Below are 13,326 nucleotides of genomic sequence, written 5' to 3' on the forward strand. Positions count from 1 at the left end.
TAGTCTATTATAAAAATCATCCTTTTGAGATGATTAAAATACAAACAACTACTCTAAATCAATACACATGCGGTAACAATGTAGATTTGCTTTCGCTAAATCAGAATAATAATCACGTCCTTCTAATACTTTAAAGCCTTGCTTTAAATAAAATGATACTGCATTAGGTGTTGCATCTAAAAATAACTTGGATTGCCCTCTCTTAATTGCTTCATGTTTCAATTGTTTTAAAATGAGTCCAGCAAATCCCTTTCTCATGTATTCGGGTAATGTGAAAATAGCTTCAGCAAAACCAGTTTTAACATCTAAAAAACCCGAAGCAACAGGAATATTGTATTCTTGATAATCAATCACATAAAATGGATTACCAATAATAGCCTGCCGATATCCTTCAGGCATTTCATCAGGGGTCCAAGCAGCTAAAATCTCAGATGGATAAACATTCTTACAACCAAATCGCAGTGCTTGATTGCGTAAATACCACAATCTTTTAGCTTCTTGTGGTTCAGCGAGTCTAAGTTGAATCATACTCATTTCCATCTTATTCATTCTGTTCAAGAGTCTCAAATTAGTAAATACTGTTTAACCATTTACTTCATTATTATTTTCTTTTGAGTCTTTATTGATGTCAACTTTATAGGCTGATGGTGCAAGTAAAGCGATCAGCCCTGTTATTAATAAAATAGAAAGTAATACCATTAACATAGATGGTGCATTAAATAATAAATATGGGGTTAATAAAATAGGACTAACTGTTAAAATAAGAGAAATAATAACGGGGTAGCTTATACCTATATCTCTTATTCGTTGAGATAAAATAAGTGTAAATATGTAGACTTGTGTTATTAAAAATATTATTTCTATTAAGCCATATGGTGTAAAAGAGAATAAGTAGTAAAAATCTCTTTCAGTGATTAACTCTACTTTATCAGGATAAAGTGATATATACCATCGATATGCTAAGTTCTCTGCAATAGAAAATAAAATTGTCCACGCAATTTCCAGTCCTAAAAAAGAAAGTCTCCCACGCCTTTGTTGTTTCCATTGATAAGCAAGTTTAGCTTGCATAATAAATCCCTTCATTTTAAATAGTAATTTTATAGTTTTTATCATGATACACTTATGTCATCATCTAATGAAAGCACAAAAATACCTTCAAATTTTGATATTTAATGTGATAATCTTCTCTCAATACTTTCCTTTATTTAACTAAAATATAAAATACATAAGGAGTTACGATGCTATCTATTCAGACAACCCGTTTTGCCCTTCTTCGTTAAAAACAAATTTATTACTTAACAAGAAGGGCTTTAAATATGAATTATAAAAAAGTCGATTTAGAACAATGGAATAGAAAAGAGCATTTCTTACATTATCGACACAACGTGCAGTGTGGCTTTAGCTTAACCACCAAAATAGATATTACTGTCTTAAAAACAGTATTAGATAAAAATAATCTTAAGCTTTATCCGGTAATGATCTATTTGATTGCAAAAACAGTTAATAGCTACCCTGAGTCTAGAATGGCGATCAAGGATAATGAATTAGTTATTTGGGATTATATCAATCCGGCATACACTATTTTTCATCCTAAAACGGAGACTTTCTCTGAGTTATGGAGTGAGTACTTTGAGGATTGGCATTCTTTTTCACAAGGATATAATCAAGATCATCAAAAATATAAAGATAATCTGAGTTTATCCGCAAAGGCTAATTTTCCCGAAAATCATTTTTGCATTTCGATGATCCCTTGGGTAAGCTTTGATGGATTTAATTTAAATGTAGCGAATGTAAAAGATTATTTTCCTCCTATTTTTACTATGGGAAAATACACCCTTCAGAGTGGCAAGTTTTTATTACCGATATCCATTCAAGTGCACCATGCTACATGTGATGGTTTCCACATAGCTAGAATGATCAACAAACTCCAAGAGTTATGTGATAATTTTTCAGGTTAATGAAAGAAAATTTTCAATAAGTAAAAAGTGCAAAATAGGAAAAGCATCTCAATAGAGATGCTTTTTACATACAATACTAGCAATAATACTAATAACTAATTTTTAATTCTTTGCACTCGTGCGAATCAAGTAATCAAAGGCGCTAAGTGAGGCTTTTGCACCTTCACCTGCAGCAATGATGATTTGCTTATAAGGTACTGTTGTACAGTCACCCGCAGCAAATACACCTTTAATATTGGTTTCACCGCGAGCATCAACAATAATTTCGCCCATCTTATTACGCTCAACTGTACCTTCTAACCACTGTGTATTAGGTAATAAACCGATTTGCACGAAAATACCGGCTAGCGCAATATCGTGCATAGAATCATTGGTGCGATCTTTATATTTGAGACCGGTTAATTTAGTACCATCACCATACACTTCTGTAGTTTGGGCATTTAAGATAACCTCTACATTGCTTAAGCTACGCAGTTTTTTCTGTAATACCGCATCGGCTCTCATTTCTGGAGCGAATTCTAATACTGTTACGTGTTCAACCAAGCCAGCTAAGTCAATTGCCGCTTCAACACCTGAGTTACCACCACCAATAACAGCAACTCTTTTACCTTTAAATAGTGGACCATCACAGTGTGGACAATAAGTTACACCGCGAGTACGGTACTCATTTTCACCGGGAACATTCATATTTCTCCAGCGAGCCCCTGTGGCAATAATTAAGCTACGGGTTTTTAAAATCGCACCTGATGCTGTTTCAATTTGGTGTAATTCCCCTTCTGATGCGCCAGGAATTAAACGACTGACTGTTTGGCTATCAATCACATCCACTTGGTAATCATCAACATGGGCTTTTAAAGCACCTGCAAGTTTTGCACCTTCAGTTTTTGGTACTGAGATATAGTTTTCAATATCAACAGTATCAAGAACTTGACCACCAAAACGTTCACCAATAAGGCCAGTATTCAAACCTTTACGAGCTGAATAAACAGCTGCCGACGCACCCGCAGGGCCACTTCCCACAATTAATACATCAAATGCATCTTTTTGGTTTAATAATTCTGCAGTACGTTTTTCTGCATTGCTGTCTACTTTGTTAACGATTTCAGCTAAGGTCATACGACCCTGACCAAACTCGTTGCCATTTAAGAATACAGCAGGAACGCCCATGATATTACGTTCCTGAATTTCATTTTGGAACATGCCTCCGTCAATCGCAGTATGTGTGATCTTCGGATTTAAAATCGCCATTAAGTTTAATGCCTGAACAACATCTGGGCAGTTATGACAAGAGAGCGAATAATAGGTTTCGAAATGAAACTCACCGTCTAACTGACGAATTTGTTCAAGTAATTCTTGCGCTTCTTTTGATGGGTGACCGCCAGTTTGTAGCAAAGCTAAAACTAATGAAGTAAATTCATGGCCTAATGGCGAACCAGCAAAGCGAACACCCGTTTCTTTTCCTGGGTTAGTAATAAGAAAAGATGGTTTACGCACATCAGCGTTATTATCTTCACGATAAGTGACTTTATCGGATAATGGTTCGATTTCTTTTAATAGCGCTTGAATATCAGCTGAATGTTTACTGTCGTCTAATGTTGCTACTAACTCAACTGGCTGAGTTAATCGTTCTAAATAAGCTTTCAATTGAGCTTTTAAATTATTATCTAACATTTTTGCACCCTCAATAAAATCGGGTGCCGAAACACCCGATAAATAACTTTTTTAGTGGCTTAATTCTTATTTAGATTTTGCCAACTAAATCCAGTGATGGAGCTAAAGTTGCATCACCTTCTTTCCATTTTGCTGGGCAAACTTCGCCTGGGTGGCTAGCTACATACTGAGCCGCTTTAACTTTACGCAGCAGGTCTGATGCATCACGGCCAATACCTTCAGCAGTAATTTCAATTGCTTGGATAATACCTTGTGGGTCAACAACGAAAGTACCGCGGTCTGCAAGACCTTCGTTCTCACGCATATTTTCAAAGTTACGAGTTAATGCACCAGTTGGATCGCCAATCATGCCATATTTGATTTTACCGATAGTTTCTGAACTGCTGTGCCATGCTTTATGGGTAAAATGTGTATCGGTAGAAACTGAATAAATTTCTACGCCCATTTTTTGGAACTCAGCATAATGATCAGCTAAGTCACCTAATTCGGTTGGGCACACAAAAGTGAAGTCTGCAGGGTAAAAGAAGAAAACGCTCCATTTTCCTTCGACGTCCTTTTCAGTCACTTCTACGAATTGACCGTCTTTAAATGCCATGTTTTTGAATGGTTTGATTGGGGTATTAATTAAAGACATTGTATTTCCTCCTGTTTGGTATGGGAACTAATGTACCTATTCCACTTGAGAATAGCTAATACATTCCTACTATCAGTTCAATAGGTTTTACCTAATGAGTTGAAGAAATTGATAGAGATAGGTTAACTAAATGTAGCTATTAATGCAATTAAACAACCATGCAATATGCCTTACTTACTATCAACTACTCTCTCTATTTAACATCTTTGCCTTAAATGGCGATATGATTATAACATTATGAATTATAAAAATAATAATTCAATCTACCACAGATTAGTTTAATATTATTGTGCTAATTTAGCAGGTTTAAGGATAGTATAAGTACACTCAAATGCTGCCTTTTGAATACGGTAAATATCTTGACTATCTATTGTGGATTGCACAACAGCATCGCCCGATTGAAAACGTTGCAATTCTCCCCAAGGCGCCTTCATTGCAAATGGAGGTGTAGCATCCGGTATAATAAAGTAATTCATTTCGCTCCCCTTTGGAGTAAAAGGCCGATAATTACTAGGATAAGACGCTAAATTAATTTCACTTTTCTCTGCGATATTATAACGTTGAGCGAATTTGTTTTTTCTTACCAAGATCTCCTCATTACCTGTTTCTGGACAAATATTTTGTACTACCCAATCTCCTACTTTTGCGGGTTCTGAAATTGTTTCAATCCCTTCACCTTTAATTATAGTTGTGATGATCTCACCTTCTTTCGCGGGTCTTGCTAGAACAGGTTTGGTTTTAATTGCCACACCGGTGATCCCTGCTTGCTGGGCTTGCGTAAAGTAAGCTACGCGTTCCTTTTGTGGTAATTGAGAAAGATCATGAGCAAACCCAAATGAAGGAATTAAGGATAAGCCTATTAATAGTGTTTTTATTCTATTTTTCTTATAGGTCTTGTCGATATTTAAATTACTGCTTTGTATATAGAAAGGCATTGAATTATTTCCTGATAAATATCACCCACAATACGCTAGTTAAACGTCTATAAACGTTAAACTGATTATCGCAGGAAATAAAACAATAGCACGAGAAAAATCAGCTATCTAACTCCAACAACTATGAAGACTATATAAAAATTTAAAGACCTCAATTAACCAATAATACATAGTCTCTTGAAGTCTTTATACAAAATGAGTCTCTAACAAAAAGTACTAAAAATAAAGTTAAAATAGATACTTAAAGCGGACACGAGCCCCGTAACGATCTTTATCACTACTATGTACATTAATATCATCTTTACCATCTATATGTGAATAATAAGCACCTAAATAAGTCTTAAAATTATCCATATCTAAAATATTAGGTAATTCATAAGAAGCAAATACTGTGTTGATATTGTACTTTCCAGGATTAAGTGTTAAGTAGGTGTCATTTTGACCACTGCCGTTTCCGCTTTTTTGATAGTAAGCTTTAATATCATTATGAGCATAAATATAACCAAGTTGAAATTTGCGCCACAACACATTACTACCAATAGAAAAATCATTTTCATCTTTAGCGTCGAGATAAGCAGCACTTAAATTTGCAACAATACCGTTAATAGGATCATCAGCTAAAGTGTCCCATTTTACAGTTAAGCCATAACCTGTACGTCGTGACTGATCTTGGAATTTTCCATTTTCATCATCATAGCCATAAGCTTTGCTTATCACATTCGCATCTATTGCTCCCGCAATCGTGAAGTTATCTTTTTGCCATGCAACAACAGGCCGCATATAAATAACATTTTTACGATTATCAAGTTTACGCCCATGATACTCACCATCTTTAAAAACAGAAGTTCCATCTTCAACTAAAGCATTTAGCTCAAAATACCAGTCGTTATAGTATGTATTAACCATCATACTACCACCATCACTACTACGACCGCGTCCTTCTTTCATCATATAGATATAGCCAAAGCCATCACCATATAAATCATTTGCTGTATTACCTGAATACTCAACAAATGTATCTTGGTTTAGAGGGAACATGTCATAAGCTTCATAACGACCAATTTTATATTGCCATTTATCACGTTGCCCAAAATAGAAAACAGCATCATCGAGATTCATTTTACCTGTCATGTCAGCCATAGGCTGAACCCGGAAACCAGCATAATTACCGTTTTTTAATTCTCGTTCACCATCCACACCAATTAAAATACGCCCATTAAGTGACCATTTTTCATTATCATCAAAATCTTTTTGATTACCGGGCATCATTCTCATCGATGTTAGTTGCCCTTTCTTACTAGCTGCATCAATATTATATTCAACGTCACCATATAATTTGAGATCACCCCAATTTGTATTGGTAGAGAAAAAACCTGAACCGTCTTTACTTTTCGTACTAGCAAGCTGAGTTGATTGTTTTTGCTGGATTTCATTAAGTTGCGTTTGTGTTATATCTACTTTGGCTTGAGCCTCATCAGATTGCTTTTCTAATAGAGCAACGCGTTGCTCCATGTTGACGTTTGTAACATTATTTGATGCTTTCTTTTCTTGAGATAAGCTGTTGGAATTAATTAATTGCTCAAGGCGAGCCGCTTTTTGTTCTGCTGCTGCGGCTCTAGCTTCAGCGGCGGTTGCCCGTTGTTCAAGTACATTTAACCTTGCTTCAATTGCACTTATATCGGTTTGTGCGTTTGCACATAATGGCGCGGTGAGGATTAAACTTATCACAGCAGATAATGCTTTAACTTTCATTCGAATATTCCTAAGTTAGCAAATGTTGGCTTAACAGGTACGGCAAATGCATAGCAATCAATTTAGTTGGTCGATTGCTCTATCTGATGAGCGTATTGTTATAGTGATTAGATAATATTTTTATAAATATCAATCAGTTATTCGCATCATTATTTATATTCTTAATAATAAATAAACCGATATGTTGATTATCTTCCAACATCATAAGTAAGGCTACGTTTGAGCAAAGGTACTTATTCTCGTTTAAGTACTTACAAACGTTTATTATTTTTATTCGGTATTTAATTTATTATTTCAAACATATCTCTGGTTTTCGTTTTCAAATTTTATAATGGGTTCACTAATCTAAATAAAATAATCGCTAATGTGGAACATTTCCACAATCATTTGTGATTTTTTTGAGGTCAGTACAATAACCAGAGAAAATCAATGTAACCACCCATCAAAAAATGATGTATTACAGATAAATAGAGATAAGAAATGTTTTATCAGGAATGAGACGTTTTGATATTTAGAATATATTTTATAAGGTGATAAATGGAGAGAATTTGCATAATAGAGGGGAAAGTGACAGAGATTATATCATTATAACCTCTGTCCATTATTATTATATTCTGCCAGGTTTACGTAATGCTCTACGAAAGTAAGAAACTGGCATTTTAGGGCAAATTTGTTCTTTTACTGCTGGATTGTTTTCCAAATCTTCTTTGTCTATTTCATTATTTCTTCTTGAATTTTGTAGCCGAGTATCTGCTTTATTCATCTTCTCTTTCCTCTGAGATCAATGCCTCATTGATAGCTTCAATTTTCTCAACTGCTTCATTAAGAATAGAAGCAATACGTCCAGCTCTTTCCACAGAGAGCTCTTTTAACACTAATTTATGGCGTAAAACTGCTTTTAATTTACCAACAGCAGATTCAATTTCCTCAGAAACACCACCCGCGTTTTGAGACAAATCTCTCGCATAAGCCAGTTTTCTTTGGATATTGGCATCTATATCTTGATGTTCTGCTAAAAATGCAGCACCTTCAGATGTAATGCTGTAGTTTTTACGACCTTTTTCAGCAATCGTAGCAACTAATAGATCTTGCTCTTCAAGTAGTGTTAACGTTGGATAAATCACACCAGGGCTAGGTACATATAATCCTGAAGAAGCCTCATCTATTTCTCTAATAATTTCATAACCATGACTTGGCTTTTTCGAGATCATACTAAGTAGCAGAACGCGTAAATCACCATGATCAAACATACGTTTTAACTGGCGACCTTGCCCTTTTGCCCTACTTGCGCATCCACGACCACGTTGCTTTCCATGTCCATCAGAACGATGTTCACCATGACAACATTCACCACGACCTTCGTGTCCTTGATCATGTCCACCATGACAACACTCACTGCGACCTTCGTGTGCATGACTATGCTCACCATGACAACATTGCTCACCATGATTTTCTTGGTGTCGGTTATGTTTACCTTTACCACCGCAACGCCCTTTTCCGTGACCATGACCATATTCACCATTTTCAGCACGTTGTTGATATAGTGAGTTTAATGCTCGAATCATCATAAATATTCCCTCATTGTTTTAGATATATCGAATTTATACCGTGCAATATAATCCGATATATCTAAATGATCAAGCTTTAGATATATCTAAATGCGCATCTGAATCGATTAGCTTATTAACAATATGATTTATCTATGATTAAATTACTCAAAAATAAGCATAATTATGAATGATTATCATTCTCTAATTTGCTCTTATGTGCTATCGATGAAAATAAAAGAAGATTATTAATAAAGAGGAATAAAAAATAGGCACTTTTAGCTTAAAATACACACAGAACAATAAAAGATATTTAGAATACGATAAGTGACAAGGTCACCTTTATCTGTTAAAAAGCGAAGATAATGAGTAATAACCCACTACTTCGCTTTTTAACAAAATTTATTTCAATTTGAGAAAATATAACAAAAGCGAAATATTGTTACTTGTCTAATGCGGACAAAACGACTTTCTTAATATATTGATATCCTGCCTCAATTTGTTGTTCATCACAGATTTCAGTATTTTTTATAGTAAGCTGCAGCAAGTTTAAGTGTTTGATAGTTTCCCACTCATTGTTATCAAAACCACACTCAGAACAAAACTGCGCGGGTGCATCATCGCTATTGCGAGCACAAAGCGTTAATAAACTTAAATCTTGTTTATGATGGCTTTTTATCACCAAGTTCTCATAGATTGTTTTATTAAGATTATTTTGTGCTTCTAGATCCTTATTTCCTTTCTTTACAATGGCAAAATTTAGTTTATTAAAGTCTGATGCAGATAAAACACGAATATAATAGTGCTCACCTTCTTTTTCGAAAGCAGCTGCTTGATTAAAAAGCTGCTCAAGTTTGATGCGTGTTTCCCATTGAATTTGTGCATATTTTCCATATCCAGATGAAGTAAAAGGATAAAGTTGATGCACACTCCACATTGACGCTACCGCTGGTGCGGATTGAATACCATCAATTTCAGGAACATCATCGTCTTGTTCTGGACATAATTTAGGGGGATTGCTTAAAAAACGACTAATACGAGCATCTTTAATACATACTACACCAGTAGGATATGGTGAAAATCCAGCTTGAAATGGTTCAAAAGAAACTGAATCGGCAAGAGAAAGTTGTGTAATGCTTTCATATATTTCAGGTGTCAACTCGAGTAATGGGGCTTCTTTCTTTAATTTCTTACATAAAGTCTGATAAGGGATAAGATCATAATTATCATCAAGAAATAAGCTTTTCATATAACCAAATTGCGAAGCATCAATATGAATGTAAAATGAATTATTGTATTTTTCCTCGCACTCTTTTCTTAATTCAAAAAGTGGTTTTAACTTATCAACACAGCCATAAGACGGTGCACCTAATATTCCTATAACGCCTAGAATGGGCTCTCCTTGTTCAATTAAACGAAAAACAATACTACGTGTTTTTTCAATATCAGTTTTAAATGTTTCATCAATAGGCAATGCTATAAGGTTGTCATACCCTAAACCAAGTATATCCATTGCTTTTTTCCAAAATTCAAAACGGGAAACTGGAACAAGCAATTTTCCTAAATGCATTGTTTTTGTCATGCCCGTTCCTCGGCATGTTAAATGGATAACATCATCAAAAATCCCACGCTCATTGAGTTGTTCGCTGATTGCTAAAATATCCGTAACAGACATATTGAATAACTCAAAGGCTTTTTTATCTGCAACTAAATCGCGTGATTTTGGGTGACGAGCAATTGCCATTGGTAATGTCTTTAAATTTCTGAGCGCCCATAATATTTCATAGCAAGCAAGAGTGTGGCTTGTTGTGATATGGCCAAATGCTTCTTCTGATGTGAAACCGATTAATCTACAGAGATCATCTGTAATTTTCTTTTCTTGTTCTTTTAATAAGGGGGAGTGGTTATTAAAAACATTATCTGAATTGTATGCTAATGCAGAAAGATAACCGAATTTCGCCAATTGCATCACTTGAGAATGATGATGGGAAAAATAAGGTTCAATATCAGATTGATTATAATTATTTTGCTGTTTTAAAGTCTCTAAAATACTTTCATAAGCATTATCTACTGCTTTTTTTTCAATAGTGTTACTTTTTATTTTAGCGTCTAAACTCTCGCTATTATTTCTTTTCATTTTATTTGCTTTAGGAAAAGAATACTCACTATCCATTAGTATATTTATCATCTCTCGATAATAACATGTGAGAGTATCAATGGTTCGGGTATGGTATACACGCTCTGTAGCACTCAGACAGGTTTGTTTGTAATTTGCCATCATCGCACCTATATATAAATTTTTATTATCTGTTTTAATGAGAATTGTGTTTATTAATCGTCAATAATTAATCTTTATTCAAATGATATACTACATGATGAGTAAGAATCTTCTTTATTTTATTGATATCAGTTAATATTTTTCTAATTTGATTTAATTAAATGATGTTTTGATGATAAATGATTTAGCTTTATTTGTTAGTTTCTTTAATTTATTATCAATTTTGATTTAAGTTATATTACTATAAATGTGATATTATTTTTGCTAAGGTCGATACTTAAATCTACCTTAATAAGAATTAATGAATATTTCTATCGCTTAACTGCTATTAAAAAGAACAGATATTGAATTACTTATCTAAAATAAGAATTTGTTTATTTAAATGTTATTTATTTTTTCTTCAATATATAAAAAAACACATGAAATATGGACATGTGTTTTTCGGAATATTCGTTTTTTAGAAAGTAAAATAAGTTCTGGCTCTTATATCAAATAAGTTTCAAACACCCTTAATTTTACTCTTTTTCGTTATAAGACAAAGTTTCAAGCATCACTTTACCAATCAAATCACCAGACTCCATTAATTTATGTGCTTTCCCCACTTCTTTTAATGGAAAAATAGCATTAATCATTGGTTTGATTTTTCCTTCAGCTATAAGTGGCCACACTTGCTGTTTTAGTTCTTGCGCTATTTGTGCTTTCTCTTCTATTGAGCGAGATCGCATCGTTGAACCAGTATGAATTAAACGCTTAATCATCATTGGCATCATATTTAAAATTTTAGGCATTCCTTTCATCATACCCACTTGTATAACGCGCCCAAATTTACTGGCAACTTGATAATTCTTTTCTACGTAATCCCCACCAATAATATCAAGAATAACATCAACACCTTTCCCTTCAGTTAAGATAGGAATTTCCTTAGCAAAATCGGCTTGTTTATAATTGATGACATAATCAGCGCCGAGATCACGTGCTACGGCAGCTTTTTCTTCAGAGCCTACCGTTGTATAGACTGTTGCACCTATTGTGTGAGCAAGCATTATAGCCGTTGATCCAATTCCTGACGTTCCACCATGAATCAGAACAGATTCTCCCTGTTTTAGCTTCCCTAACTGAAATAAATTAGCCCAAACAGTAAAAACATTTTCAGGTAATGCAGCGGCTTCAATATCCGTTAAATTCATTGACGGTAATGCAATGTCTTCATGTGCAATACAATATTGAGCGTAACCACCTCCAGCAACTAATGCACAAACTCTATCTCCTAATTGCCATTTAGTGCAACCTTCCCCTAATGCGACAACTTCTCCAGCAACTTCAAGGCCTGGAATAGGTGAAGCATCTGCTGGTGGCGGATAGCTTCCTTGCCTTTGAAAGATATCAGGTCGATTAACACCTGAGGCGGCAACTTTAATTAAAAGATAATGAGGAGGAAGTGAAGGTATCGGTGATCGTTGGGGTTTTAATTTATCTATACCGCCTGGCTCTGTAATGGCAATCTCTAACATATCCGCAGGTAAAACAGTATTCATCATAGGCTCCCATTTTATTTAATCACTCTCGTATTTAATGATAAATAAACACGCTGTTTCTCATTTTAATCAGGATAGTCGATTATCCAGCAATAAATAACCTAAGTGTATTTGAGAGATTATAACCAACCTTGCTTCTGATGTTGTATGCAAATCGGGCATAATGTTGCATCAGATTTCCATGATAAGAAAGCTAACCGACATTTTTCACAGTGGGCATCATAATAGTGATAAAGAGTGGGTTCATTATTTTTAGCGACATGTTCTTTAACATGAATAGATTTAGGAAAACAAACCACTTCACAACTCATACAACCAGTGCAACGTTTTTCATCAAGCGTGAATATATTATTTTCAAGTTCAATCGCACCTTCATCACAGACCTTTGCACATGCGGAACAAAGAATACACGTTTCGGTATCTAACTGAATTTGAAACCAACTGTCTTCTGGATAAAGTTGTTTTCTTGCATTTAATCCTGTTCTTACTTGATCTTTATTAAGTGGTTTTTCATCTAGTTTTTGACGAAAAAGCATAAAGCGGCGCCCACTATCAATATCAGTAGGTTCTGTGATAATTAATTGCCAAATAGGCTCTTGTAATGTTTTTAATTGAAGATTTAAGTTGGCTAAAACAGGAAGCCATTTATCCACTAAAGGCTGTGCTATCTTCATTCCTCTAATTTGATATTGGCGGTGCCACACTAACAATTCTTCTGTGCTTGCTAATGGTTCATCATGATTAACAACAAGGTAATTATCTTGATATGTTCTTTCATGAGGCGCGATATTTTCTATCGCATCAACGGGACAAGTAAATAGACAATTGCCACATTGAAAACAGCGTTCATTGTCTATTTTTACATCTAAATGAGCAAAAGTGATAGCGCCCACAGGACAAACTTTAGAGCAACTATCACATAGGCTTTGTTTGAGGCGTTTTCTCACACATTTATCATTAATAATTGGTTCAGGAGGAAGATCCACCTTAATAAAACGCCTCATACTTCACTACTC

The 13,326-nt window shown here is 34.6% G+C and carries 12 protein-coding genes; 1 reads left to right on the forward strand and 11 read right to left on the reverse strand.

Going from position 1 to position 13,326, the window contains the following annotated elements; all coding sequences use genetic code 11:
• Positions 1 to 48: 48 nt before the first annotated feature.
• Complete coding sequence (locus tag DK861_RS13645) at positions 49 to 534, reverse strand: GNAT family N-acetyltransferase (protein WP_109400627.1); 486 nt, start codon at positions 532 to 534, stop codon at positions 49 to 51.
• A gap of 48 nt (positions 535 to 582) precedes the next feature.
• Positions 583 to 1,068 carry a hypothetical protein gene (locus DK861_RS13650; protein WP_072063973.1) on the reverse strand — a complete coding sequence of 162 codons (486 nt, stop codon included), beginning with the start codon at positions 1,066 to 1,068 and terminating at the stop codon, positions 583 to 585.
• Between the two features lie 248 nt (positions 1,069 to 1,316).
• Here DK861_RS13650 and catA point away from each other — a divergent pair, with 248 nt between their 5' ends.
• Positions 1,317 to 1,958 (forward strand): type A chloramphenicol O-acetyltransferase, encoded by a 642-nt coding sequence (catA, locus tag DK861_RS13655; protein WP_109400474.1) that lies wholly within the window; start codon positions 1,317 to 1,319, stop codon positions 1,956 to 1,958.
• A gap of 102 nt (positions 1,959 to 2,060) precedes the next feature.
• On the opposite strand, the gene ahpF is transcribed toward catA, so the two are convergent.
• From ahpF to DK861_RS13695, 9 genes are all read right to left on the reverse strand, one after another.
• Positions 2,061 to 3,629 (reverse strand): alkyl hydroperoxide reductase subunit F, encoded by a 1,569-nt coding sequence (ahpF, locus tag DK861_RS13660; RefSeq protein ID WP_109400475.1) that lies wholly within the window; start codon positions 3,627 to 3,629, stop codon positions 2,061 to 2,063.
• Between the two features lie 70 nt (positions 3,630 to 3,699).
• Positions 3,700 to 4,263, reverse strand: coding sequence for an alkyl hydroperoxide reductase subunit C (ahpC, locus tag DK861_RS13665; protein WP_006536680.1), 564 nt, complete (start codon positions 4,261 to 4,263; stop codon positions 3,700 to 3,702).
• A 284-nt stretch (positions 4,264 to 4,547) separates the two neighbouring features.
• Positions 4,548 to 5,198 carry a hypothetical protein gene (locus tag DK861_RS13670; RefSeq protein ID WP_239452185.1) on the reverse strand — a complete coding sequence of 217 codons (651 nt, stop codon included), beginning with the start codon at positions 5,196 to 5,198 and terminating at the stop codon, positions 4,548 to 4,550.
• Positions 5,199 to 5,426: 228 nt separating this feature from the next.
• Complete coding sequence (locus tag DK861_RS13675; protein WP_109400476.1) at positions 5,427 to 6,950, reverse strand: carbohydrate porin; 1,524 nt, start codon at positions 6,948 to 6,950, stop codon at positions 5,427 to 5,429.
• A gap of 607 nt (positions 6,951 to 7,557) precedes the next feature.
• Complete coding sequence (locus tag DK861_RS18315) at positions 7,558 to 7,713, reverse strand: hypothetical protein (RefSeq protein WP_006536676.1); 156 nt, start codon at positions 7,711 to 7,713, stop codon at positions 7,558 to 7,560.
• Positions 7,706 to 8,518, reverse strand: coding sequence for a PadR family transcriptional regulator (locus tag DK861_RS13680; RefSeq protein WP_109400477.1), 813 nt, complete (start codon positions 8,516 to 8,518; stop codon positions 7,706 to 7,708). The genes DK861_RS18315 and DK861_RS13680 overlap by 8 nt, the downstream gene beginning before the upstream one ends.
• A gap of 421 nt (positions 8,519 to 8,939) precedes the next feature.
• Positions 8,940 to 10,775: a tyrosine decarboxylase gene (locus DK861_RS13685; RefSeq protein ID WP_109400478.1), complete on the reverse strand. Its 1,836-nt coding sequence runs from the start codon at positions 10,773 to 10,775 to the stop codon at positions 8,940 to 8,942.
• A 515-nt stretch (positions 10,776 to 11,290) separates the two neighbouring features.
• A complete protein-coding gene (locus DK861_RS13690) occupies positions 11,291 to 12,313 on the reverse strand; it encodes an NAD(P)H-quinone oxidoreductase (protein WP_109400479.1) in 1,023 nt (340 codons plus the stop codon).
• A 116-nt stretch (positions 12,314 to 12,429) separates the two neighbouring features.
• The gene (locus tag DK861_RS13695) at positions 12,430 to 13,314 is read right to left on the reverse strand and encodes a 4Fe-4S binding protein (protein ID WP_109400480.1); all 885 of its coding nucleotides are present in this window, start codon (positions 13,312 to 13,314) and stop codon (positions 12,430 to 12,432) included.
• Positions 13,315 to 13,326: the final 12 nt, after the last annotated feature.

The organism is Proteus sp. TJ1640 (genome assembly GCF_003144445.1).
In the GTDB taxonomy this organism is placed as follows: Bacteria; Pseudomonadota; Gammaproteobacteria; order Enterobacterales; family Enterobacteriaceae; genus Proteus; species Proteus penneri.

What these genes read in the sequence shown, in the direction of transcription:
- DK861_RS13650 (WP_072063973.1), bottom strand. Translation starts at nt 1,068, where the DNA reads ATGCAAGCTAAACTTGCTTATCAATGGAAACAACAAAGGCGTGGGAGA.
- ahpC (WP_006536680.1), bottom strand. Translation starts at nt 4,263, where the DNA reads ATGTCTTTAATTAATACCCCAATCAAACCATTCAAAAACATGGCATTT.
- DK861_RS13645 (WP_109400627.1), bottom strand. Translation starts at nt 534, where the DNA reads ATGAGTATGATTCAACTTAGACTCGCTGAACCACAAGAAGCTAAAAGA.
- DK861_RS13695 (WP_109400480.1), bottom strand. Translation starts at nt 13,314, where the DNA reads ATGAGGCGTTTTATTAAGGTGGATCTTCCTCCTGAACCAATTATTAAT.
- DK861_RS18315 (WP_006536676.1), bottom strand. Translation starts at nt 7,713, where the DNA reads ATGAATAAAGCAGATACTCGGCTACAAAATTCAAGAAGAAATAATGAA.
- DK861_RS13670 (WP_239452185.1), bottom strand. Translation starts at nt 5,198, where the DNA reads ATGCCTTTCTATATACAAAGCAGTAATTTAAATATCGACAAGACCTAT.
- DK861_RS13675 (WP_109400476.1), bottom strand. Translation starts at nt 6,950, where the DNA reads ATGAAAGTTAAAGCATTATCTGCTGTGATAAGTTTAATCCTCACCGCG.
- ahpF (WP_109400475.1), bottom strand. Translation starts at nt 3,629, where the DNA reads ATGTTAGATAATAATTTAAAAGCTCAATTGAAAGCTTATTTAGAACGA.
- DK861_RS13690 (WP_109400479.1), bottom strand. Translation starts at nt 12,313, where the DNA reads ATGATGAATACTGTTTTACCTGCGGATATGTTAGAGATTGCCATTACA.
- DK861_RS13685 (WP_109400478.1), bottom strand. Translation starts at nt 10,775, where the DNA reads ATGGCAAATTACAAACAAACCTGTCTGAGTGCTACAGAGCGTGTATAC.
- catA (WP_109400474.1), top strand. Translation starts at nt 1,317, where the DNA reads ATGAATTATAAAAAAGTCGATTTAGAACAATGGAATAGAAAAGAGCAT.
- DK861_RS13680 (WP_109400477.1), bottom strand. Translation starts at nt 8,518, where the DNA reads ATGATGATTCGAGCATTAAACTCACTATATCAACAACGTGCTGAAAAT.